A 23047-nucleotide genomic window follows, 5' to 3' on the forward strand; every position below is an offset into this window, starting at 1 on the left:
CCGTTACCCGATCACCTGTCCGCATCCACCCCGAGGAGCCCACATGCATCCCGTACGCCGCCCTGCGCTCGTTCATCCTGAGTTCGAAAACACCGCTGCCTCCTCGGGCGTCGGCCTTCACCTTGACTCCGACCGCGCCGTCGGCGAACCGCACAACCACGCCGCGCGGCGCGAGGCGGAGAAAGAGACGGGGGTCTGCATCAGCGTCGGGCAACAGGAGTTCTACGGCCTCATTCACCACCATGATTCCGCGGACGGCCTGGACCGGATCGCCGTCGTCTTCGCCGCCCAGTCGCGGGCGGGCGAGCCACACAACGCCGAGCCGGACAAGCACGAGGGCTTGTTCTGGGGGGCAATGGAGAAGCCTCCGCCGGACTGCCACCCGTACACCACCTCCATCTTCCACATGACCACTCACGGCCCGTCCTGCCGGGCTCTGAACTGGCCGACGCAGGGAGGCAGCGAGTGAAGCGATTCTTCGGCAAGGTCCGCATGGCGGAGCCCCAGGTATCCGAGGCAGAACGCGAACTCTTCGGCGGGCCGTTGCGCTACGACATGGGCTGGTCCCAACATGAGCACGCGGGCCTGGACTTGACCATGCGCTCCGCGCTGCGCCAGATGCCCAGACTCGTCGGCGCCGCCCTGCGGATGGCCTGGAGCGCGGATCGCCGCGCGCTCGTGGCAGTGGCAATCAGCGAACTCGGCCAGGGCATCGCCGCCGCGATCGGCCTGCTTGCCATCAACGCGGTCATGCACGCGCTGTTAGGGGGCGGAGACGCTGTCGAGCGGCTGCACGCCTTGCTGCCGGGACTGGTCGCAGCCGCAGGCGTCGCCGTCGTGAACTCCGCCCTGGCCGGCTGGTCGACCTCTCGGGCCGGCCGCCTGGAGCCAAAGGTCGAGCGAATCGCCACCACCCAGTACCTGGCCGCGGCCACCGCCGTCGAACTCGAAGCCATCGACGACCCGGACTTCCGTCGTCTGATCGACATCGCCCAGTACGGGCCCGCCTCCGCGCGCCGCATGATCGGCGCCTGTGTCTCCGCGCTGAACAGCAGTATCTCGCTGATCGCCACGGCCGGTGTGCTCACCATCCTGCATCCGGCACTGCTGCCCATGCTGCTGGTCATCGCCGCACCCCGCGGGTGGGGCGCCATGCGGGTGGCACAGGAACGCTACGTGTCGATGATGAGCTGGATCGAACACCTGCGGGCCAGCCGCCTCATCGGCAACCTCCTCACCGAACGCACCGCCGCACAAGAAGTGCGCATCCACGCCGTCGGTCCCTTCCTCCTCGACCGGTACCGGCGCATGGCCGACAGCGCAGAGGCGGAGCAGGAACGTCTGGCCTCCAGCAAGGCCGTCACCGAATGGGTCGCCTCCGCACTGTCCGGGCTTGCGATGGCCGCCACCTACGGAACGATGATCTGGCTGATCATGGCCGGGCACATGAGCCTCGCCGTCGCCGGCACTGCCGTGATCGCGGTACGGACCGGGTCAGCGAGCCTGGGTGCCCTGGTGATGAACATCAACCAGCTGCACGAAGAGTCCCTCTACGTCCGGGACCACGGACAGTTCCTGGTCGAAGCTACCCAACGCGCCATCCCCCAGACCGGCAGTCCCGTCCCCTCCCAGGTCAAACAGGTCTCCCTTGAACACGTCACCTACCGGTACCCCGACCGCGACGCACCGGCCCTGGACGACGTGACGCTCACCTTCCCCATGGGGTCGGTCGTCGCCGTGGTAGGCGAGAACGGCTCCGGCAAAAGCACCTTGATGAAGATCCTGTCCGGTCTGCTTCTCCCTCACGCCGGGTCGGTGAGGTGGGGCGAGTCCGACGTCTCCGGGCTGAAGCGCTCCCAGGTCTTCGACCGCGTCTCGCTTCTCACACAGGACTTCCAGCGCTGGCCCGTAACCGCCGCGATGAACATCCGCATCGGCCGCCCCGACCACGACGCCTCGAAGCATGACCTGCAGACGTCCGTCGACTACGCCGGCGCCGGATCCATCACCGCCAAACTCCCCAACGGCCTGGAAAGCATGCTCGGCCGCATGTTCCGCGGAGCCATCGAACTCTCCGGCGGCGAATGGCAGAAGGTGGGCCTAGCCCGCACCCACTGGCGCAGCTCAACATCGCAGGAGGACAGCGTCCTCATCGTCGACGAGCCGACCTCCGCCCTCGACCCCGAAGCCGAGATCGCTGCCTTCGACCGCATCCGGCGCCTCGCCGCCCCGCACCGGGCCGTCGTCCTGGTCACCCACCGCATGTCCGGCGTCCGCCACGCCGACCACATCTACGTCCTCAACCAAGGGCGCCTCGCCGAACACGGCACGCACGACGACCTCATCGCCGCACGTGGCCGGTATGCCGCCATGTTCGACACCCAGGCCGCCCAGTACGCCCCGACCCCGAACGTCCCGAAGCCTGCTTCGCCCCGCGTCGTAGACAAGGCATGACCCGCCCCACCGAAAGGCAGAGCCATGCCCTCCTCTCTCCCTTCGTCAGCACGAGTTGCCTCGCAGTCCGTCCTGTCAGCAGCGCAGTACGCCGCAACCCGTCACGCTGTGTGGCTCGGCGCCGCCGCGATCATCACCGACCAGGTCGGCCGCGTTCTGTTGGTCCACCCCACCTACCTCGAGGACGACAGGTGGCTGCTGCCCGGAGGCGTCGTCGAACCCGGCGAGCATCCCTTGGACACCTGCAGGCGCGAGATCACCGAGGAACTGGGCCTGTCGAGCCTGCCCCTGACGGGCGTGCTCGCCGTCCACTCCCTCTCGTCACACCACGCCGACCTCCGGCCCGGCATGCCCTGCCCCGGAGAGATCCGGTACGTCTTCGACGGGGGAACCCTCACGGCCGACCAGGTCGAGGCGATCTGCCTGCCGCGCGAGGAACTGTCTGAGTTCGCCTTCTTCGAGACCCGAGACGCGGTACAGCGGCTGCGCTCCGTCGACGGGCAGATCATGCTCGCCGCCTACCGTGCCCGGCTGGGGAACACCGCCACCGCGCACCTCGCCGACGGCCAGCACATTCTCGACGTCCCGGCGCTGGACCACCATGACGTCCACGTCCGCTACCGCCCCCTGTGGGACAGCCCCCTCAACCGCGGTCCCGTGCCCGAGCGGCTACCCGTGCAGCAAGCCTGGGCTTGGTGCTTCGTTCCCGACGGCAGGGTCGTACTTGTGGCCGACCCCGGCCCGCGGGGCGCGCTGCCGATGCTGCCCGGCGGCACCGTGGAGAGCACCGACGCGACGCCCGAGGACACCCTGCACCGCGAAGCCGCCGAGGAAGCCCAGCTCACCCTGACCGACCCGGTCCGACTGGGCTGGGTGCTGGATGAGACCGGCGAGATCTACGGCGGAGTGGGGCCTAACGCCCGGCTCCGCCTAGCCGCCCGGGTCACCGCCATCGGGCCGGCGGCCGTCGACCCCGCCACCGGCCACCCCTTCGCCCGCCTGCTCGCCACCCCCGCCCAGGCAGCCGCCCTGCTGGGCTGGGGCCCGCCCGGAGCACGGCAAGCCCAACTCGCCGTTGACACGGCACGAGAGCGGTGGGGCCTATCCGCCGCAGCCCTCGCCCCTATCGAGGAGATCCCTGCGGAGGGGATGCGACTGAGCTGACCCGAACCCAACCCCGTCTCACCTCCTCCCGCTCCACGCCCCTCTGAGGTAGCCCCCATGCCGTTGTCGCACCACCACATCCGCACCACCGTCGATGCCTACCTCGTACGCCACCCCCACGAGCGCGAGCAGCTCGGCGTCCTCCTGGACGCCCTCGACCGGACCGGCGAGGACATCGCCAGCCGCTCGACCTTCACCGGACACGTCACCTGCAGCGCGATCGTCGTCGATCAGCTCGGCCGCGTCCTGCACGTGCTGCACCTGGCCAGCGGGAAGGTACTAGCACCCGGCGGACACACCGAGCCGACCGACGATTCCCTGGCAGCGGTGGCACTGCGGGAGCTGCACGAGGAGACCGGGATCCCGCCCCGAGCCGTCACCGCGTGGCCCGGCTACGAGACCGTGCCGCTGGACATCGACATCCACGACATCGACGCCCACCCGGGCAAGGGCGAACCCGGCCACCAGCACTTCGACCTCCGCCTCCTCTTCCGGCTGCACACCTCGACCGAGGTGCCGGTCGTGCTTCAGGAGGACGAAGTCGGCGGCATCGAGTGGCGCCCCATGGACCGGGTGACCTCACCGACCCTGCGCGAGAAGCTGCTCAAGCTCCCGCTCCAGGTCGAACCGGAGACGGCCAACGCCTCGGCCCTGATCCACAACGACCGCGGCGAGTACCTGCTCCACTTGCGCGACTACTTCCCCGGCCAGATCTGGGAGCCGGGCATGTGGTCCCTTCTGGGCGGCGGCCGAGAGCCCCAGGACGCCACCCTGGAACACACCGTCCGGCGCGAACTTGCCGAGGAAGCCGGCCTCGACCTCACCGACCTGACCCCGTTCGGCACCGAGTACGCCGCCGACGACGCCGGCGCGACCGTGCCCATCGCCATCTACGCGGGCCGCTGGAACGGTGATCCGCGCGAACTCCATCTGACCGAAGGGGTAATGCTCGCCTGGTTCGCCCCCTCGGACCTCCACCGCCTGCGCATCGCGGACACCACCAGCGACCTCGTTCGGCGCCACGCCGCCCGCAATCCAGCGACGCAGAGCGGGCCCGAACCCGAGGAGGAGGAGGAGCGTCTGGCTTCGCCACACGGCACGGTCCCCAACATCATCGGTGTCCACCTCTATCTGGAGCGGCCCAACGGGACGGTGCTGCTCGGACTGCGCCACCCCAACTCCGCGTTCGCGCCGTCCACCTGGCACGTCTTGGCCGGCCACTGCGAGCAGGAGAACGCTATCGCCTGCCTGATCAGGGAGGCCCAGGAGGAGGCCGGCCTGCAGATCGAGCGCCAGGATGTCGAACTCGTCCACGTCGTCCATCACATCGGCAAGCCCAGGAACCCACCCCGCATGGGCCTGTTCTTCCGCGCCCGTACCTGGCGCGGGGAACCGAAGCTGCGCGAGCCGGACAAGTGCCTGCAGTGGAGATTCTGGGACCCGACTGCCCTTCCCGATGACCTCGTCCCCTATACCCGACTGGCTATCGCGAAGATCCAGAGCGGTGAGCTTTACAGCGAGACGGGCTGGCCCGCATGACTGGCACCCCGACCAGCGCACCCAGTCGCATGCCCGCTGCTACAGCGGCCGGGCGCCCGGACACCCGACTCGTGGTGCTTCGCGGGAACTCGGCGTCGGGCAAGTCGAGCGTGGCCCAGGGGCTGCGAGATCACTACGGCCGCGGTGTCGCGATCGTGGGCCAGGACGTGATCCGCCGGAACGTGCTGCGCGAGCACGACACCACGGGCGGCGCCAACATTGCCCTGCTCGGCAGGATCGCCCGCCAGGCCCTGGACGCCGGTTTCCACGTCGCGCTCGAAGGGATCCTGTACGCCGACCGCTACGGCCACATGATCACGTCGCTGGTACGGGACCACCGCGGCGTCTCAGCCTGCTACTACCTGGACGTGCCGCTGGAGTCGACGTTGGTACGGCATGCGTCGAAGGCGGACGCCGCGTACCTGGAGCAAGTCACCGACAGCCACCTCACCTCGTGGTACCGGGAGCTGGATCTGCTGCCCGGCGGGCTGGAAGCCGTGATCCCGGTCGACAGCACGCTGCAGGAAACCGTCGCCCGGATCGTGCGCGACACCGATCTGATCCCTGCCGCCGCCCCGCCACCGCAGTGCAAGCCTTCACAGGGAGACTCTATGAACCCTCTGGTGCTGATGTCCGATCCGCAGGTCGCGGCGATCCCGGTGCGCGAGTGCGGAGAGCCGCTCGTCGACGTGCGCGACCACGACTTCCGCGTCGACCCTCGCAAGCAAGACCCGCTGGGCGCATTCGCCCACGTCCGTGAAGGCGTCCTCGCCCGGCTGAAGCATGCCCGTTCGCTCCTGCCCGCCGGCACCGACCTGCTGTTCATCGAGGGCTACCGGCCACTGGCGCTCCAACAGCGCTACTTCACCGAGTACCGCGACGAGCTGGCCGCCGCCCATCCCGACTGGGCACCTGAGCAGCTGCACCAGGCCGCCAGCCGGTACGTGTCTCCGCCGGAGATCGCGCCGCACTCCGCAGGCGCGGCCGTGGACGTGACCCTCGTCGACCAGGACGGCCACGAACTCGACCTCGGCACCCGCGTCAACGCCTCCCCCGAGGAGAGCAGCGGAGCCTGCTTCACGCACGCCTTGAACCTCAGCGACCAGGCGCGCCACCACCGCACCCTGCTGCTCAACGCCATGGAGAGCGCGGGCTTTACGAACTATGGAACCGAGTTCTGGCACTTCTCGGCAGCGGACCGGTACGACGCGCTGATGCGCCAGGAGCCGCACGCGCGCTACGGACCGATCGAACTGCCCTAGCACCCCGGCGGACTCGTCCACTTCCCCGCCACCCACTCCGATCCGCAGACACAGGAGTGCGCGGCCACCGTTCCACGACCGGTCCGCACGACCGCGACGGACGGACAGCACCGAACGGAGGTACGTATGTCCGACGACACCCAGCAGACGATCCGGGCCGTCCCGAGCCCGTCGGCCGGCGACGTACCGCCCGAGCACCACATGCACCTGCTCGGGCGGTACTACCGCCACGTGGAAGCCGGTCGTAAGACGACCGAAGTGAGAGTGGCCGCTCCGAACAAGCGCGACATCGGGGTCGGCGACACGGTCGTCTTCCACGACCGGGACACCGGGCGGGAACTCGACGTCATCGTGCAGCGGATCACCCCGTACTCCTCCTTCGAGGACCTGCTCCGCTCGGAGGACACCGCGCGCATCGACCCGGACGGGCCGCCCGGAGAGCTGCTCGCCAACCTCCGCGGCATCTACCCACCGGACGAGGAAGCCCTCGGCGTGCTCGCCCTTGCCTTCGACCACCGCCCCGCCCGGCCCGGCCGCCCCATGCCGATGACAGCCGAGCAGTACGCGCAGACCGTCCCCCACCACACGGTGTACGGCTGCCTGTACATCCGCGACGCGCACGACCGGCCCATCCAGCTCCGCTCGGTCTACGGCTCGAGACTCTGGCAGTTCCCCGGCGGCAACTTGGACGCCCCGGACGAGGACCCGCTGCAGACCGCTCAGCGCGAGGCGGTCGAGGAGACGGGCCTTGAACTCGGTCTGGACGCGCCGAAGCTGCTTCTCACGCACTTCATGCACGCCGGTTCACGCCTGCCGTTGAACAAGATCGGGCTCATCTTCGACGGAGGTCGGCTGACCGCCGAGCAGCTCGGCCGGATCAGCCTCGACCCCGCCGAGCACGACATGTGGGCCGTCCACGACCTCGCGACCTGGCAGGAGCTGATGGCACCGCTCGCTTTCGCCCGTCTCGACGCCATCGAGCGAGCAAGGCGCGGTTACGGCCCCACCTTCCTGATCACGCACACCTGAACCTTCACCATCCCTATCAGGAGGCAACCGTGCCCGCCGAGGACACCAACACCCGGGCCTGGCAGATCTACGGCCAGCGCCAAATGGCCCGCGCCTACACACCGCCCATCCCCGACCGGCTCGGCTGGACGCCCTGGGAAGGGATCGGACCGGGAGCGGAGGTCCTCGGCGATGTCGCTGGCCGCCGTGTCCTGGACATCGGCTCCGGGGCTGGACACCACGCCGTCCATCTCGCCCAGGCTCACGGAGCCCGCGTCACCGGCATCGAGCTGTCCCCGACCCAGCACGAACGCGCAGTCTCCGCCCACGCGGACGTAGGGGGCGTGGAGTTCGTCCAGGCGGACGTGACCGAGTACCTGGCCGGAGTCGAGCCGTTCGATGCCGCGTACGCGATCGGGACGCTCTCCTTCATTGATCCGCACAGCTCGCTGCCGGCACTGCGCGACGGCCTGCACCCCGGCGCACCTCTGATCCTCTCGCTCCTCCACACCGACCTGCACGGCCGCGGTCCGTCCACGGAAGTGGCACCGCGCGAGCAGATGATCCTGCTGCGCGACGACCCGCCCCTGCCGACGCAGATGTGGGTCCTGGCACCGCAGCTGTGGGAGGACCTGCTCACCGAATACGGCTTCCGAGTCGAGGCCATCGAGCTGTTCCCGCACCCCGACGAGAGCGCCTCGGTCATCCAGCAGCTCATCCGCGCCCGGCGCCTTCCCAACCGGCCCGCGCGAGTCTCCAGCCGACCCCGCAGCACCCGAGCGCCGGCCGCCCACGCGGCCGTCGGCGTCGGCGCGATCCTGCTCAGCGCACGGGGCATCCTGCTGGGCCGGCACAACCGCGGAACACTCGAACTGCCCGGCGGCAGCGTAGAGGCCGGGGAAACCTTCGAAGACGCGGTCATCCGCGAGCTCGCCGAGGAATCCGGTCTGGTCGCTCGGCGCGGCGACGTGAGACTCCTGGGCACGCTTGTCGACCACGTCGAAGGTGTCCTGCGGATCACCGTCGGCGCGCTCGTCCACGCCTGGCAAGGACAACCGGCCACGCAGCCGGAGGAGAGCGTCGGCGACTGGGCGTGGTATCCGCTCGACCAGCTCCCCGACGGCCTGTTCGTCTGCAGCGCCCAGATCCTCACCTCCTGGCGGCCCAGCCTGCCCATCGACCACCCGCCGGCGCACTTCACCACCTTCGCCCCAGCCGAGTAGTCGGTGCACTAGCACAACGGCCGACACCGATGATCTGCCGCGACACGAGGTAGGTGCCGCGCTCCTGTAGCAACACACACCACTCAAGATCAAGTTGGAGTCCTCCATGCCACATCTCTCCATGCGCCGGCCCATATCCCCGGACGGCGCCGTCGGCACCGGCCGATTGCATGATCTGGAGCAGACCGCCCTGCGCCACAAAGTCCCCGTCGAGGACGTGCTGCTGATCGCCGTCAACCTGTACGGGATCACTTCGGCCCAGGACCGTCACCGGGCCAGGGTCAACCTCCGCCTCGTGCGCCGCCCCGACGTTGCCTGGCAGATCATCGTTCCGCTGAACCAGCCGGCCAGCCCGTTCCGGCTCCGGGGTGACGAGCTGTCGCTGAACGGCGAGGTGGTCGCACACGTCGAGCGCATCGATGCCGACGAGGCGGTCGGAGGATACTTCCGAAACGAGGGGCGTGCCGCGACCCTCAATCCCAACGCCCGCAGCCGGTGCGTCGGGTGCGGCTGGTGCCCGAACACCCTGGAGGCCGCCGCCGACCCGAGGATGCAGGAGGACCAGGGGCTCGACGCTCTGCTGCGGGCCCTCGGCGAGCAGCACCCCCGCCGCAACCTGGCCGAGTTGGAGGAGGTCACCGTCTCCACCGGTTGCTTCGAGCGCGAGGGGGCCGCCGTCGCGCACTTGACCGCCTTACGCCCCGCTCTGCAGCGGGCCGGTGTCACGGCTCGGATCGGCTTCCTCACCTCCGTGCTGCGCACCGACGAGGCGTTCGAGACCATCGCATCGCAGGTCTCGCCGTTCGTGCTCAGGCTGACGACCGAGCACTTCACCCGGCGCATCGCCCTGATGAAAGCGACTAAAGCCGACCTTGGCCCCGAGCAGATGCCGCGCCTGCTGACGCGGGCGCGGAAGGCAGGGCTGGACACCTCGTACACATACATCGTCGGCCTGGACCCGATGGAGGACCTCACGCGAGGGGTGAACGAGCTGGCGGGCGAGGTCACGGCGTTCCCGAACGTCCAGGTCTTCCAGGCACACACAGTGATCATGCAGGGGATGCGGACGCCGGGCGCGGAGAGCCTGGAGTACTACCTGCAGGCACGTACGGTGATCGAGCGGGCCATGGCGAAGACTGGGCTGCAGCCGGTGGGCTGGGAGTGCTACCGACCGCTGTGGTACTTCACCTACGCGGGAGAGGACCTCGTCGATGGGCCTCGCTGACCCGGCCATCGACCGGGTGAGGGTCGAGCGCCTCGACGAGAACGTGGCGGGCCCGTGGGAGGCCGGCGACAGCCAGTTCGCGGTGGTGGTCGAGTCCGGCGGGGTGGCCGGAGTGTTCGCTCCGGTCGACGAGCTGCCCGCCGCCTTGGTAGCCACCCGGCTCGGGCAGAGCGCTCTGCACCACCCGGTGGTCGACCACGACGGTCTGCTGCGCAGACTCCTGGCCGAACTCGGTCCGCACGCGGCGGGGCTCGGACGCTGGGCGGTCGGGGCGCTGGATTGCGCGGTATGGGACCTGCACGGGCACCTCGCCGGCCTCCCGGTCGCGGCCCTGCTCAGCGACCGTCCCGCACGGCAGGTGCCGGTGTACGCCTCCTGGCTCTCCCTGGACCTGAACGCGGCTTCAGCCGTCGAGTCGGTCAGGGCCACCGCTGGCCAGGGGTTCGCCTTCACCAAATGGGCGCTGCGCGAGGCCGAAGCCGACGAACTGGCGCTGCTGGCCGAACGGGCCGCGGAGTGGGCGGGGCAGAGCGTGGCGGTGGACGCCCTGGGCACGTGGGGCCACACACGGTCCAGGGAAGTTGCACGGCGGCTCACACTGGAGGCCGTGCGCTGGGTAGAGGACCCGCTCCCGCGGACCGATCTGGCCGCCTACACACTTCTGCGCAGCCAGACGAAAGGTCTACCGGTCGCGGTGGGCGAGCGGCTGTCCTGCCTGGAGGAGGTCGCAGTCCTGCTGAGGCGATGCCGACCGGAGGCGCTCACGTTCGACGCGGTGTGGTGCGGCGGCATCACCGAAGCGCGGGACTGGCTGGGTGTCGCTCACGATGCCGGGGTGCCGGTCCATCTACACGGGCGGGCGTTCCTTCCCGCCGTGCACCTGGCCGCAGCCTTCCCTCACGCGGCGGGCGCGGTGGAGTACCAGGTGGTGTGGGAGCCGCGCCGGCAGCGGACGCTGCGCGGCACGCTCCGGCCGGAGGGCGGGCATGTGGCCCTTCCCGACCGGCCCGGTCTCGGGGTGGAGGTGCGCTGGTAATGCCTCGACACACAGGTGAGTTAGTGGTCCGCGGACGACTGGAGCGGCGCGAAGGAGCCGTCCTGCTCGTCGTGGACGAGCGGCTGAGCGGACACGACACTTTCCTGTCGACAACTCTCCGCCTCGACCAGCCGGTGCGCCTGCCCGACCTCCCTGTCCGGATCCTCACGTTCGACGACGTCACCGTTCTGGCACCCCTCGTCTCCGTCCTGCCCCAGTCGCAGGACGGGGAGGAGTGGGGAGGTACCTTGCTGATTCCGCACGGCGCCCGCCCGCCGACGATCCCCGACGACCTCGCCCAGGCTGCTGCCGAGGCCGGTGTCGACACCAGCAGCTGGTCGCCGGCCGAAGCCCGGCACTTGCTGACCTTCCTTAGCGAAGCTGGTTCCGGGCCAGTGCGCACCGAGCGGATCGGCCTGATCATCGCGGCTCTGGCGGGTCTGTCGTGAACGCGGGTGGGGTGCGGCTGGTGAGCCTCGATGTCGGGTACACCCTGGGCGAGCCGTCAGGGACAACGCTGACGCAGCGCCTGGTGGAGCTGTCCCCGCTCCCGACCCGTGAGGCGAAGCGGGTCGCCCAGCGGATCCTGCACGCCCTGGACCCGCGCCGTGATGCGGCGGGGCCGCAGACGGTGTGCGCCGCTCTGGGTCTCGCGCCGTCTGCCTTCCCCCACGACCACCGCCCGCCTCACTTCGCTCTGTGGCCTGGCGCGGTGGTGGCGGTGGCACGGATCGCCCGAGTCGTGCCGGTGGTCACCCTGTCGAACGTGAGCCACTGGGACGAGCGGGAGACCGACGTCGCCGCCCTTCTCGCCCCCTATCTCCGGGCCCACCACCCCTCGTGGCAGCTCGGGTTCGCCAAGCCGGACCCACGCGCTGTGCAGACTGTTGCCTCGCTGCACGACCGTGATCCCGCAGAGGTGCTGCACGTCGGCGACAGCCTCGACTACGACGTGCGCGGCGCTCTCGCCGCCGGAGCCCAAGCTCTGTGGATCATCCCGCGCCCGGCGTCGGCCGAAGCCCTCCGGCTGCTGGCCGAGCACCCCGGGCGGGTCACGGTCGTACCGGACCTCGCCCGCGCGGTCGGGCACATCGAGCAAACCGTCCTTCCGTCACCCCACACGATCAGGAGCACCACCCCGTGAGCCAGTTCGACACCACCGCCCCGTTCTACGCCGCTTACCGGCCTGGCATCCCGAAGGAGGCCGTCGAGCTGCTCGCGCGGCGGGTGGCCGGCAAGGAGCACCGGGTCCTGCTCGACCTCGGGTCCGGCACCGGACAGGTCCCCCTCGCCCTGGCCGGGACGGTGACGGAGATCGACGTCGTCGAGCAGGACGCGGGCATGCTCGCAGAGGCAGACAAGGCGCTCGCCGGGCTGCCGGTCACCGTCCGCCTGCACAACGCCTCGGCCGAGCAGTTCACTCCGCGCTCCTCCACCCGGGCCGATCTCGTCACGGTCTGTCGCGCGTTCCATTGGATGGACCAGGAGGTGGTGCTGTCGCGTCTGGAGGGCATGACCGCGCCGGACGCGACCGTCGCGGTCATGGGCGACGGCAGCCTGTGGACCGCACGCACCGAGTGGACCGACGCCCTGCGGGCCCTGATCCAGGAGTACCTGGGCGAGAAGCGGCGAGCCGGAGTGGGCAAGAAGTACGAGGCGCACGACCGGCCATACAGCGAGATCCTCGCCGAGTCCGCCTTCGGCCAGGTCGAGGAACACACCATCGCGGTCGAGCGAGAGTGGACCACCGACAGCGTGATCGGCTACCTGTACTCGACTTCCTTCGCCGCCCGGCCGCTGTTCGGCGAGCGAGTCGAGGACTTCGAGCGCCGTGCCCGAGCTCTGCTCGACGAACACACCGCCGCAGGCCGACTGATCGAACACGCCTCCTTCCAGGTCGTCCTCGGTCGGCGCGGCTAACCCGCTCCTCCCTCTTCGCCAGGGTGGCCCCCTCCCCGCCCCGGCTCCCTGTCCCGTCCCTCCGGAAGGAGATCCACCATGCCCCAACCTCTGACGTGGAGCGACGACGAGCGGCGCCGGTTCCTCGACGACGGCGTCCTCATACGCCGTGGCTTGGTCCACGGCGAAGTCCTGTCCCGGGCCCGAGACCTAGTCAGCGACTGGTTAGCCGAGGCGTACGACCCCGCGCGGCTCACCGCCTACACCGAACGCAGCTTCGCCCCCGAGCTGGAGGAGCACCCCGACCTCCTCACCGTCTACCAACACAGCGGCCTGGCGGAGCTGGCCGGAGACCTCCTGCGGCCTGCGAGGACCGCCCCGGTCACCCGGGCGCAGATACAGATCCGGCTGCCCCACGGCGCGCAGCAGCCCGTGAAGCGGATGCACGTCGACGGCGTCTCCTGCCCCCACCTGGAACCCCGCGACCTGCGCACGTTCACCTTTATCGTCGGCGTCGTCCTGGACGGCAGCGCCACTGCAGACGCCGGCGCTCTGCACTACGTGCCCGGCGGGCACCACCAGATGGCCCGGTTTTTCGCCACGGACTGGGCCCTGGGGCAGCCGGCACAGACCCCCGACGACATCGACGCCCAGAACGGCACCGCCTTCACCGCCGAACCAGGCGACGTGGTCGTGATGCACCACCTCGTCCCGCACCAGGTCGGTATCAACACCAGCAGCACCCCGAGGGTGATGGCGTACTTCCGCGTCCACCACGCCCAACACACCGACCTCGCCCTACGTGCCCTGTCGGACCCGTGGCTGGAGTACCCGGCGCTCGCCGCCCTCACCCGCCCCGGCACCGCGTGAAAGGGCCGAGCACCGTGGACGTCCTCACGCCCGACCAGCTCCCCGACGCCGCCCGGCTCCTGACCGCCGGGCAGATGGTCGCCGTGCCCACCCCCCGCTGGTACATGCTGTGTGCCCGCGCCGCCGACCCGACCGCCACGAACGCGGTCTTCCGCGCCAAGCAACGCCCGAGCACCAAGCCGCTGCTGCTCCTGCTCGACTCCCCGGTCACGGCCGAGGCCCTGTTCGACCTGAGCGACGACGCCCGTCTGCTGGCTTGCGGCCTGTGGCCGGGGGACCTCGCGCTGCGTCTTCCGTGGAAGCCGGGAGTGGAGCCCATCGCGGCGGTGGGCTCCCCGGCGCTCGTCGGATGCCCCGACGGGGCCCTGGGCTGGCTCGTAGCTCTGGCCGGCGAACCGCTCGCCGCCGCCGTGTGCAGCATCTCCACCCCCGCCGCCCGCGAGGAGGACCACCCGGCGCTCACCGCCGCCCAGGTCGGCGCCTTCGAGCGGACCACGGGGGCCGGGATCGCCGCGGTCGTCGACGGCGGGATCTGCCCGCACGGCCGGCACATGACCATCGTCGACTGCCCCGCAGGCACCCCGGCCCGCCTGGAGCGGGAGGGCACCGTCCACGCCCGCGCCGTCGAAGCCGCCCTCATCCCGCCGGGAGGACCGCATGTGGGCTGACCTCGCCCGCCGCACGAACCGCCTGGTGCCCGACGCTTCGGTGGCCGCCGTCACCGACGCGCTCGACTACCTCTGCCTCGCCCAGCTCTACCTGCGCGACAACCCGCTCCTGGCCCGGCCCCTGATTCCGGGCGACGTCAAGGCGCGACCGGCTGGCCACTGGGGAGTGTGCCCGCCCGTCAACCGGATGCTCGCCGCCCTGGGCCCGCTCCAGGCGGCCGTCCCCGACGGCTACGATTTGCACGTCCTGCACGGTGCCGGGCACGCCGGGCCCTCCGCCCTCGCCCACGCCTACCTCACTGGCCGACTCGGCCATGCTTACCCTCACCTGCGCCAGGGCGCGGCCGGGCTGCGCGAACTCGTCACGGGTTTCCCCCTGCCCGGCATCGGCGGGGAGATCACCCCGATGATCCCCGACCACCTGCACACCGGAGGCCAGCTGGGGCCTGCGCTTGCGATCGGACAAGGCACCGCCCTCGACGCACCCCACCGGCTGTCGTTGGTCCTGATCGGCGACGGAGAGTGCGAGACCGGGACGACCGCCGCCTCGTGGCTCGCCACCCGCGCTCTGCACGGTACGGGCGACCACGGCACCGTCCTTCCCGTCGTCCTGCTCAACGGGATGCGCATGGGCGGACCGAGCATGCTGGCCACCCTGGACCGCGCCGAACTCACCGCCTATTTCACCGGCCTTGGCCACCGGCCCGTCTACAGCGACGGGCTCGACATCGGCCAGCTCCGCCGGGCGGTAGCCGAAGCACTCGGCGCCGCCCAGCCCCTGGGCATTCCGGGGCCTTCCAGTGTCCTGGTGCTCACCCTGGACAAGGGTCACGGCGCCCCGGCCCGCCTCGCCGGCACCTCGGCGGTCCACAAGACGCCGCTGCGTAACCCAGCAGGTGTGCCCGCCGAGTTCGACGCGCTCGCCGACTGGCTGGCCTCCTACCAGCCCGCCCAGCTCCTCACCTCCAGCGGCCGGCCCCGGCCGCATCTGCTGCCCGCGCTCCCGCCGCCCCGTCCCAAACCCGACTGCCTCCCGGCGCCGCGCGGCTGCGTCGCTGCCTCCGCCAAGGTCGCCGCCCACGCCGTCGGGCGCCCGTTCGCGCAGGTGGTCCCCGAGGTCCTGCGGGCCCGCGCCGAGCAGGGACCGTTCCGCGTGTTCAGTCCCGACGAGCTGGCCTCCAACCGCCTCGACCTCACCGACGATCACGGATACCCGGTGCCGTGGGCGGTGGAAGTTCTGAGCGAGGAGCTGTGCCACGCCTGGGCCCAGGGCTACACGGAGACCGGCCGGCACGCACTCGTCGCCACCTACGAGGCGTTCGCGCCGATCTCCCTCAGCCTCATCCAGCAGCAGCTCAAGCACCGGTCCATGCGCCGGCACGCCGGGCTCGCCCCGCTGCCCAGCCTGGTCTACCTGCTGACCAGTCTGGGCTGGCACAACACGTTCACCCACCAAAACCCCAGCCTGACTACGGCACTTCTGGCCGGCGGCGACCCCACGCTTCACGTCCTCACCCCCGCCGACCCCGGGCGCGCCGCCGCCGCCCTCACCTTCGCCCTGCGCAAGCTCGGCCGGTGCACAATCGTCGTCGCCGGCAAGCACACGATCGTCCACCACCCGCTGGAGACCCTCGACGAGGAACTGCGGCACGGCATCGCGACCTGGCCCCACCTGACCCACCCCGGCCCCGGAGAGCCCGACCTGATCCTCGCCTCCGCCGGCGACCTGCCCGCCGAGGCCCTGACCACCCTCGCCCAGCGGCTGCGCGCCGAACGCCCCGGCCTGCGCCTGCGGTACGTCCACGTCCACGACCTCACGGTCCTCGCCGAGGACGGCGCCCGCCCTCTCGCCCTCGCCCCGGAGGCGTTCGCCCGCCACTTCGGCACCCGGGCACCGATCGTCCTGGCCACCAGCGGGCACCCAGCCGACATCCACGCCCTCCTCGGACGCCGCCACCCTGGGCCCCGGCTTACCGTCCTCGGCTACCGCGACCCCGGCCGCCCCGTCTCCCAGGAACACCTCCGACAGTTCTGCGGCCTCGACGACACCGGCCTGTGGCAGCTCGCTGCAACCCTCACCGACCTCCCGAAGGAGATACCGGCATGAGCACCCTGCTCCCGCCCGTGGCCCCCGACTTCGGCACCCTCGACGCCTTCGAACGCGATGGGTACGCGATCGTCCGCAACGCGATCACCCCGGAACTGCGCGACCGGCTCCTGACCGCCGCCGAGCGGCTACTGGCCAGCGACATCACCAAAGGCCGCGACCGAGGTGGCGATGGCAAGGACGGATTCCGCGGATGCCTCAACCTCGACCGTGCCTTCCTCCCCCTCCTCGCCAACGCGGCCGTCCTGCCCACCGTCGTCCAGCTCCTCAGCCCGAACATCCACCTGTTGTCGGCCCACCTCATCGCACTGCCCAGCGGTCCGCCGCGCACCATCCGCATCCCCGAGCGCCACGGATGGCACCGCGACATGTACGGCGTCACCGCCGACCTCGGCTTTCCCCATACCCCCCGCATGGCGATCAAGGCCGCTCACTACCTCACCCCCGTCACCCCCGACTGCGGGCTGACCATGTTCCTCCCCGGCAGCCACCGCCTCACCGAAGAACCTGTCGTCCCCGTCGGCACCATCGACCCGCCCGGCGCCGTCACCCCCGACATCACCGGCACCGACGCAGTCCTCTTCGAGAACCGAACCTGGCACACCGGAGGCATCAACCTCTCCGGCCATCCACGCATCGCCCTCATGCTCCAGTACGGATACCGCTGGCTCCACCCCGTCGACGACCCTGCCACCGCACTCCGGAAAGACCCCGTGCTCACCCCGATCGAACAGCAGCTCCTCGGCCTGCCAGACCGCGACCCGGACGGATCCCTCGCCAAGGGCAGCGGAGCTGCCCCCATCCGCTCGTGGTGGTCGACCGGCCCGCGGACTTCCTCCGACGTGCCCGTTCGGCTGCGATGAAACGACCAGCGCAACCGCGCGGATCGGGCGTCGTTGCCGAGGCCATCGCTGCCAGCTCTTAAGCTCGCCCCCTTCGTTGCGTCCGGCAGCCGGCGTGCAGTCGGTGGACGAAATGCACCACTAGTCCGTTTCACCGCTGCCATGAGGGGTGCCTCCGTTTCCCAGAAGATCACCAAGGCCAAGGTCCTGTGCTACGTCGTGCGCGACGGGTGCCTGCTCGTTCACCGCCACACCGACTTTCCGTGGGAGGAGGTCGGTGTGCAGGTCCCGGCCGGCACTATCCGCGAGGGCGAGCAACCTGAGGCGGCGGCGCTGCGCGAGGCCCGCGAGGAGACCGGCCTGCATAACTTCAAGATCATGCGGAAGGTCGGGGTGACCACATATGACATGACGCCGTACCGACCCGAGGTCCAGGAGCGACACGTCTTCCTCTTGGAGCTCACCGAGCCGACGCCGGATCGGTGGGCCAGCCAGGAGGACCACGACGGCGAGCAGGAGCCCACCCAGTTTGAGTGCTTCTGGATCCCGTTGAAGACCGCGCACGTGCTCCAGTCCGGACAAGGCGCCCTGCTCGGCCACCTGTACGATTGACCGCCCCCTTTCAATCGCTGCCGCTGCGGAGGTAGCCAATGATTGGCATCACCGGCGGCCCGTCCGGGCGACGAGCTATTCCGCAGCCTGGAGACCGAGGTGGTCTCAGCGGCCCCCGCCAACAATCCCAGATTTGGCCAATGAAAGCGTCCACCGGGAAGCCCTCTCCTGCCGCCTCAGCTCATTGGCGCCGCCGGTTCTATTAGCCCCACCGAGATAGTGGGACGTCACGGGTTGCGGCACACCGAGGAATCAGGTCGAGACGATCACTCCCATGCGAGTAGGAGTGACACGGAATGCTCCGACCATCGGGCGAAACGCCACGGTAGGAAGGCGTGACGCGATCATCCAGTACATTGTATGAACATGGAGAGAGCGCAACGAACCCACGTAGGGGAAATAGCTGAGAGGCTGTGCCAGCAGGCGACGGCGGCTGACTACGAGGCGGCCCCGACTCCGCTGGAAGAACTGTGCAGAATATCACTGCCCGCCGAGGACCCTGTAATCCACGTCCAGGCCGCGCTGCAGGCTATTGAGGAACGACTGGGTCCTCCTGCCCAATACGGCGGAAGCGGCATCGGTCCCAGCATCCGCTGGCAGTCGGCGACAAACACTCTCCTTTTGGATCAAGGATCAGGCGGATTGCAACTCTCCATCCACAGGAGCAATGAGCTTGCCGACCGAGAGGCCGCCGCCTTCCACCACGGGGTGGGAAGCGGCATCCACCAGGTGGCGACGTACAGGGAGCTGCCTTACCTCTGGCAGCTAAATCGCCACGACGCGGGCACGCCCACCACCGCCGCGCCTCTACCCCCTCCAGCCTCCGACTGGCTGCAACTGGAGCAGTCGGTGAGAACCCTGCTAATCGCCTTGTCGGACCAGCTGCCGGCACAGCTCGGAAAGGCCGGAGCGGGCTTCAATCTCCTCAATCACGCCGACGGAGACCGGGTCCTTGCCGTCCTGTGCAATCCAGACGACGAGCTGATGGCACTCATCGACACAACCGACTCGCCTGACCAGTGGAGCCCGGGTCACGCCGAGTACGAAAACGGCATGACCAGCCGCGGCTGGCACTCCAAGATCCCACTGGCCAGGTGGTGGGAGGCGAGCTTCCCGCGCAGCATCAAGGGCGCCACGGCACTGGCTACGCTCATCGTCCGCGAGCTGCGAAGCCGCGGCGCTCGGCGCCCCGCCGACCTCGGCCTCTCGAATCTCAGCATCGAGGAGACCCTGGACACGGGCGGCCTAGGTCGGGATCTTGGCCAGCTATTCCTTCCGGGTCTGGGTGTCAGCCACTAAGCGCCGACAGGGCCCCAACGCGCCTCCGTACCCATAGAGAAACAAGCCCCCGTTGATGCAACAATCGAGCGAGCGGCACCAATTGACGGCACGTCATTAACGGTCGCGCAGCTGCTTAATTGAGCGCGCCCCGCAACGTCCATCGACGACGATTGCGTCAATCGTGGCAGCCCTCACCAGAGTGACGCCCTCTCATGTCGCTTTCAGGTACAGGGATTTCCGTGGCTAGCGATTCAAGGCGCCACACAACCCCCACCTTACGACTTACAGCACCGGACAGACCTGCCAATGGAAGACGAATGGGGCCTCGGACTCCCCGACCCGAGCGACTCAGTAGCAAAACGAATCAACTGGACTTTTCCGTCATCTGCGGTCGAAATTTAAGGTTCTGTGATTCGGGACACATAAAAGCGGAGAGATGTCGACGCCACTGCCACTCAGGCAGCATTTTCCGCACAGCGCTCGGCACTCCAAATACGCCACTCTCCGCCAGCGTTGACCACTCGCGACAACCTGTATCCACTTGTAGCCGAATCCGCTGCAGGGCATGTACGCCACAATCACCCCCGAGCGACAGGCATAAGGTCATTACACGGGACGGCTGGCCTTCCCGTGATTCACCTGTCGCTCGCAGCAAGGTGCCCCTCGCACCGGACTAACATGCGTGGCAAAAATGACACCTAGGAAGGGGCGGCAATGAGTTCGTCGCGCGCATTGTTCTCGGGCAGCGAGATGCGCAAGCTGCGGCGGCAGTGCGAAGCTAAGCTAAGCAACTTGCCACTCCCGAGTGACGCCTTCAGTGTGCGGGCCCTGGTGGCGAACATGGAGGCTGCCAGTGGCCGCACGATCCACCTCATAGAGGTAGACGACGCGAGATCTGATCGCCGCACCGCGTGCGGGCTGCGCATCCGAGGGCGTCACACGACCTACATACTCTTCCGGCGACGCCCCACCCCGCACCAGACAGAGCACACGATCTTGCACGAGCTCGCGCACGAGTGGCTTGACCACCGTTCCACCCTCTCGCCCCGAGAGGCGCTGCTTAGCATTCCTACTTCCGTCTGGGAGCGCATCACTGCGGATCTGGGGCCCGGTGTGGTGGTCCAGGCCCGGTCGCGTTACGGCACGGTCGAGGAGAGGGAGGCCGAGCTTTCCGCCACTCTTATCAAGATCAAGCTTCAGCGGCGGGCAGGGGCCGGCAAGGATCCGATGAGCCTCCTGGAGTCGAGCCTCTCCCATCCTGTGGCACCGCCTCCTGCTGGGAAGTTCCGAGGGCGCACCGATGCTTAACGTCTGCACCTACATCGGGGCGGTGGCCATGACGTTGATGGCCTTGTGGCGGTTGCCGGCGCTTCGCTACGACGAGCCAGAAAGACGGGCTCTCTGGGCCTGCAGTGCTGGGTTCGCCGCCGCACTGTGGTGCCGTGTTCCTGCTGTAAAACGCGCCTTGGACGCACCGATCACCGACCTGTACGTGCTGGTGAAGTACCTGACCTCGATCGTCGCCATCCTCGCCGTGCTGCGCTACATCACAGCGATCTACGGCAAGCCAGCAACTGGGGCAGCCACACCGCGCTACGTGAGAACATCCCGACGCATCAGCCGCATCGCGCATGCCTGTGCGCTCAGCGCTGTCGGCGCGATGGTCACACTCTTCTTCACGGCGGTGGACCGGAGTCGGCCCAGCGTGGAGTTCGCCACTGACCACGCAGGTCAATGGGGCGCGGCCACCTTCATCAGCATCCTGTACGTGTACCTGGCGTCTGCATCGGCAACCTGTGCCTTCCAATGGGGCCGCGCCGCTCGCCGTGCGGAAACAAGACTTCTGCGCTCAGGTCTCGCGCTTATGGCCCTCGCAACGACGCTCTATACGACGTACTCGCTTTTCCGGATCGTCACAGTCTGGAACCCGACGAGTGCCAGCCCTCCCACCATGCGAGTCGTCGCAGATACCAGCAATCTCACAGTCGCCCTCCTGTGGGCCGCGGGAGCAAGCATCCCTTCCGCGAAAGCTCTTTCAGCGCGCTGGACGACCTGGCGAGCGCTGCACAAGCTGTACCCGTTGCGGCGCGACTTGATGGAGGTCTTCCCTGACGTCCCCTTCCAGCCGTCAGCGTCCCGTCTGCGGGAGTGGACGCGCGCTTCGCCATCGCTGGATGTCAGGCTCGATCGGTGGACGCAGGAAATAGCGGACGCAGTGGAGCAGCTTCGGCACCACGCCACTCCCACCCTGCTGCATACAGCAGAAGACGTAACTTCCGAGCATCCGGACCCTGAGCCGGCGGCGGAGGCATACTGGATCAAGGCAGCCTTGCACAACGCCCGTTCCGGCGGTCGCTCCCGGCTGCCGGTGAGAGGTCTTCGAGACAAACCTCTCTCCGACAGCCACGCTGAGGCGCACTGGCTCGCTCGCGTGCAGGCCGTCTACGCGACCATCTCGAACGAACAGGTCGACTCTCTACTCTTCCAGGCCGGAGAATCTAGAGGCCACTACTTCAGCAGACAAACTGCGGGGCAACCGTAGGAAGCCGAGGAGGAGGCCAACTGATCAGCGCGGTTCGTCTTCGCCGCCGGCAAGTAGCTCGTTGAGAACGGCCAGGAACGCTGGAGAGACGCCGCCCTCGCCGCCTCGTGCAGCGAGGGCGACGTCGTGCTGAGCCGCCAGGAAGCGGATGTCTTCCAGTACGCGCCGTTGCGCCGACTGTCCGTCATGAAAGACCATGGGCGACACATCGAAGTACAGGCCGAGCGCCTCGTAAACGACCGTCCGAGCACCGTCATCGAAGATCTCTTCTGCGGAGACGCCGGCGAGAAGTGCATCCACCTGCTCAGCCTTAAGTACTTCGGCACCAATCCTTCTATTGACTGCGGCGGCCAGCTCTCCAGCCGTGGGAGGACTGCCAGGGAACGCCTCTCCCATGAGCTCGGAAAGCTTCTCGGCCAGCTGCTTGCCAGCAGTGCTGGCCGTCTCTCGCGTAGGGACGTCCTCGCCGAACGATCTACGTTGGGCCGCCTGCAACTCCTCGACCGTGACTCCGTAGAGCCTGGCCGGCTCGAGCAGGGACTCCTCGTCGAGCTTGCGCACGCCTCGCTCTGCCGCCCCCAGACGGAATCGGCTGACAGTTTCGAGCAGGTCAGCCGCATGGCTTTGGGAGTACCCCGCGTCGCATCGGAGGTCGACCAGATCGGGGGCGCCGTCTCGCGGGAACAGAGTGTCGATATCCGTGTCTAGCGCCCGCGCGATCGCCGGTAGCTTCTCGGCAGGCGGAACTGACTTCCCGCTTTCCCAGCGAGCTACGGGCTCGTGTGACCCCACGCCCACTTCACGCCCCAGGACGCGTTGATGCATGTCAGCTTCGCGGCGCCTCGCTCTCAGGCGTCGCCCATCGAATCGGCGCGGCGGCATCGATTGCTCCAAAGCTGCAGGTAGACGATGTAGAGGGTCGGGTTCACGAGCTCTTGCAACAACAATCTACATGACGTAGATTCTCGACGCAGGGGCTCCCGCGCCGCAAAACCGGAATCCAATCATCCGATTGGGTTCCTCCTGCGCCCATACGCGTGCCCCATGCCGCGACTCCCGACTCCAAAGGGCCCTTCATGATCCATTAACCCACGCCCGCAACCGCGCGACTTCTACAGGGCCTGAATCCAACTCTGGCCCCTCACACAGAGCCGTGCGCATGTTCGCCAGGCAAGCCGCCCTTACGGACACCTACAAGGAGCAGGAACGACACAAACTCCGGGCCCCGCAAGCCCTTAAATCAGCGAGGGCGCCCGAGAGCGGCAACTCACGGACGCCGACGCAACAACCGGGGTTGCATGAGACACGAGAGGTC

General features: G+C 68.8%; 20 protein-coding genes and 1 pseudogene. 19 read left to right on the forward strand and 2 right to left on the reverse strand.

Features of this window, described 5'->3' with window-relative positions:
- The first annotated feature begins 43 nt into the window (after nucleotides 1–43).
- The 19 genes from ACFWSK_RS08015 (at nucleotide 44) to ACFWSK_RS08105 (ending at nucleotide 21732) form a co-directional block, all read left to right on the forward strand.
- Nucleotides 44–469, forward strand: a complete 426-nt coding sequence (locus ACFWSK_RS08015; RefSeq protein ID WP_383783026.1) for an NUDIX domain-containing protein — start codon at nucleotides 44–46, stop codon at nucleotides 467–469.
- The gene (locus ACFWSK_RS08020) at nucleotides 466–2454 is read left to right on the forward strand and encodes an ABC transporter ATP-binding protein (RefSeq protein ID WP_383783027.1); all 1989 of its coding nucleotides are present in this window, start codon (nucleotides 466–468) and stop codon (nucleotides 2452–2454) included. Before ACFWSK_RS08015 ends, ACFWSK_RS08020 begins: the two co-directional genes overlap by 4 nt.
- Nucleotides 2455–2562: 108 nt before the next feature.
- Complete coding sequence (locus tag ACFWSK_RS08025; RefSeq protein WP_383783028.1) at nucleotides 2563–3618, forward strand: NUDIX domain-containing protein; 1056 nt, start codon at nucleotides 2563–2565, stop codon at nucleotides 3616–3618.
- Nucleotides 3619–3675: 57 nt separating this feature from the next.
- Nucleotides 3676–5157 carry an NUDIX domain-containing protein gene (locus ACFWSK_RS08030; RefSeq protein WP_383783029.1) on the forward strand — a complete coding sequence of 494 codons (1482 nt, stop codon included), beginning with the start codon at nucleotides 3676–3678 and terminating at the stop codon, nucleotides 5155–5157.
- A 71-nt stretch (nucleotides 5158–5228) separates the two neighbouring features.
- Nucleotides 5229–6419 carry a M15 family metallopeptidase gene (locus ACFWSK_RS08035; RefSeq protein ID WP_383783030.1) on the forward strand — a complete coding sequence of 397 codons (1191 nt, stop codon included), beginning with the start codon at nucleotides 5229–5231 and terminating at the stop codon, nucleotides 6417–6419.
- A 126-nt stretch (nucleotides 6420–6545) separates the two neighbouring features.
- On the forward strand, nucleotides 6546–7448 hold the full coding sequence (locus tag ACFWSK_RS08040; RefSeq protein WP_383783031.1) for an NUDIX domain-containing protein: 903 nt from the start codon (nucleotides 6546–6548) through the stop codon (nucleotides 7446–7448).
- Between the two features lie 29 nt (nucleotides 7449–7477).
- Nucleotides 7478–8650, forward strand: coding sequence for an NUDIX domain-containing protein (locus ACFWSK_RS08045; protein WP_383783032.1), 1173 nt, complete (start codon nucleotides 7478–7480; stop codon nucleotides 8648–8650).
- Between the two features lie 106 nt (nucleotides 8651–8756).
- Nucleotides 8757–9875 carry a hypothetical protein gene (locus ACFWSK_RS08050; RefSeq protein ID WP_267081118.1) on the forward strand — a complete coding sequence of 373 codons (1119 nt, stop codon included), beginning with the start codon at nucleotides 8757–8759 and terminating at the stop codon, nucleotides 9873–9875.
- Entirely contained in the window at nucleotides 9862–10911 is a 1050-nt protein-coding gene (locus ACFWSK_RS08055; RefSeq protein WP_383783033.1) for an enolase C-terminal domain-like protein, read from the forward strand. Before ACFWSK_RS08050 ends, ACFWSK_RS08055 begins: the two co-directional genes overlap by 14 nt.
- A 23-nt stretch (nucleotides 10912–10934) precedes the next feature.
- A complete protein-coding gene (locus ACFWSK_RS08060) occupies nucleotides 10935–11360 on the forward strand; it encodes a hypothetical protein (RefSeq protein WP_383783034.1) in 426 nt (141 codons plus the stop codon).
- 20 nt (nucleotides 11361–11380) lie between these two features.
- The gene (locus ACFWSK_RS08065) at nucleotides 11381–12055 is read left to right on the forward strand and encodes an HAD family hydrolase (RefSeq protein WP_383783035.1); all 675 of its coding nucleotides are present in this window, start codon (nucleotides 11381–11383) and stop codon (nucleotides 12053–12055) included.
- Nucleotides 12052–12831, forward strand: coding sequence for a class I SAM-dependent methyltransferase (locus ACFWSK_RS08070; RefSeq protein WP_267081114.1), 780 nt, complete (start codon nucleotides 12052–12054; stop codon nucleotides 12829–12831). The genes ACFWSK_RS08065 and ACFWSK_RS08070 overlap by 4 nt, the downstream gene beginning before the upstream one ends.
- A 78-nt stretch (nucleotides 12832–12909) precedes the next feature.
- A complete protein-coding gene (locus ACFWSK_RS08075) occupies nucleotides 12910–13680 on the forward strand; it encodes a phytanoyl-CoA dioxygenase family protein (protein WP_383783036.1) in 771 nt (256 codons plus the stop codon).
- Between the two features lie 14 nt (nucleotides 13681–13694).
- Nucleotides 13695–14348 (forward strand): L-threonylcarbamoyladenylate synthase, encoded by a 654-nt coding sequence (locus ACFWSK_RS08080; RefSeq protein WP_383783037.1) that lies wholly within the window; start codon nucleotides 13695–13697, stop codon nucleotides 14346–14348.
- On the forward strand, nucleotides 14338–16455 hold the full coding sequence (locus ACFWSK_RS08085) for a phosphoketolase (RefSeq protein WP_383783038.1): 2118 nt from the start codon (nucleotides 14338–14340) through the stop codon (nucleotides 16453–16455). Before ACFWSK_RS08080 ends, ACFWSK_RS08085 begins: the two co-directional genes overlap by 11 nt.
- On the forward strand, nucleotides 16452–17318 hold the full coding sequence (locus ACFWSK_RS08090; RefSeq protein WP_383783039.1) for a phytanoyl-CoA dioxygenase family protein: 867 nt from the start codon (nucleotides 16452–16454) through the stop codon (nucleotides 17316–17318). Before ACFWSK_RS08085 ends, ACFWSK_RS08090 begins: the two co-directional genes overlap by 4 nt.
- 141 nt (nucleotides 17319–17459) lie before the next feature.
- Entirely contained in the window at nucleotides 17460–17909 is a 450-nt protein-coding gene (locus ACFWSK_RS08095) for an NUDIX domain-containing protein (protein ID WP_383783040.1), read from the forward strand.
- A gap of 360 nt (nucleotides 17910–18269) precedes the next feature.
- The gene (locus ACFWSK_RS08100; protein ID WP_383783041.1) at nucleotides 18270–19208 is read left to right on the forward strand and encodes a hypothetical protein; all 939 of its coding nucleotides are present in this window, start codon (nucleotides 18270–18272) and stop codon (nucleotides 19206–19208) included.
- Nucleotides 19209–20520: 1312 nt separating this feature from the next.
- Nucleotides 20521–21732 (forward strand): MAB_1171c family putative transporter, encoded by a 1212-nt coding sequence (locus ACFWSK_RS08105; protein ID WP_383783042.1) that lies wholly within the window; start codon nucleotides 20521–20523, stop codon nucleotides 21730–21732.
- Nucleotides 21733–21756: 24 nt separating this feature from the next.
- On the opposite strand, the gene ACFWSK_RS08110 is transcribed toward ACFWSK_RS08105, so the two are convergent.
- Together ACFWSK_RS08110 and ACFWSK_RS08115 are read right to left on the reverse strand one after the other, a co-directional pair.
- Nucleotides 21757–22293 (reverse strand): hypothetical protein, encoded by a 537-nt coding sequence (locus ACFWSK_RS08110; protein WP_383783158.1) that lies wholly within the window; start codon nucleotides 22291–22293, stop codon nucleotides 21757–21759.
- A gap of 135 nt (nucleotides 22294–22428) precedes the next feature.
- A pseudogene (locus ACFWSK_RS08115) lies at nucleotides 22429–22614 on the reverse strand (helix-turn-helix domain-containing protein); the annotation flags it as partial.
- Nucleotides 22615–23047 lie beyond the last annotated feature (433 nt).

The sequence above is a fragment of the Streptomyces sp. NPDC058620 genome (assembly GCF_042717135.1).
In the GTDB taxonomy this organism is placed as follows: Bacteria; Actinomycetota; Actinomycetes; order Streptomycetales; family Streptomycetaceae; genus Streptomyces.

Coding starts and splice junctions, on each gene's coding strand:
- ACFWSK_RS08015 (WP_383783026.1), top strand. CDS start 44: ATGCATCCCGTACGCCGCCCTGCGCTCGTTCATCCTGAGTTCGAAAAC.
- ACFWSK_RS08030 (WP_383783029.1), top strand. CDS start 3,676: ATGCCGTTGTCGCACCACCACATCCGCACCACCGTCGATGCCTACCTC.
- ACFWSK_RS08040 (WP_383783031.1), top strand. CDS start 6,546: ATGTCCGACGACACCCAGCAGACGATCCGGGCCGTCCCGAGCCCGTCG.
- ACFWSK_RS08050 (WP_267081118.1), top strand. CDS start 8,757: ATGCCACATCTCTCCATGCGCCGGCCCATATCCCCGGACGGCGCCGTC.
- ACFWSK_RS08055 (WP_383783033.1), top strand. CDS start 9,862: ATGGGCCTCGCTGACCCGGCCATCGACCGGGTGAGGGTCGAGCGCCTC.
- ACFWSK_RS08075 (WP_383783036.1), top strand. CDS start 12,910: ATGCCCCAACCTCTGACGTGGAGCGACGACGAGCGGCGCCGGTTCCTC.
- ACFWSK_RS08085 (WP_383783038.1), top strand. CDS start 14,338: ATGTGGGCTGACCTCGCCCGCCGCACGAACCGCCTGGTGCCCGACGCT.
- ACFWSK_RS08090 (WP_383783039.1), top strand. CDS start 16,452: ATGAGCACCCTGCTCCCGCCCGTGGCCCCCGACTTCGGCACCCTCGAC.
- ACFWSK_RS08095 (WP_383783040.1), top strand. CDS start 17,460: ATGAGGGGTGCCTCCGTTTCCCAGAAGATCACCAAGGCCAAGGTCCTG.
- ACFWSK_RS08100 (WP_383783041.1), top strand. CDS start 18,270: ATGAACATGGAGAGAGCGCAACGAACCCACGTAGGGGAAATAGCTGAG.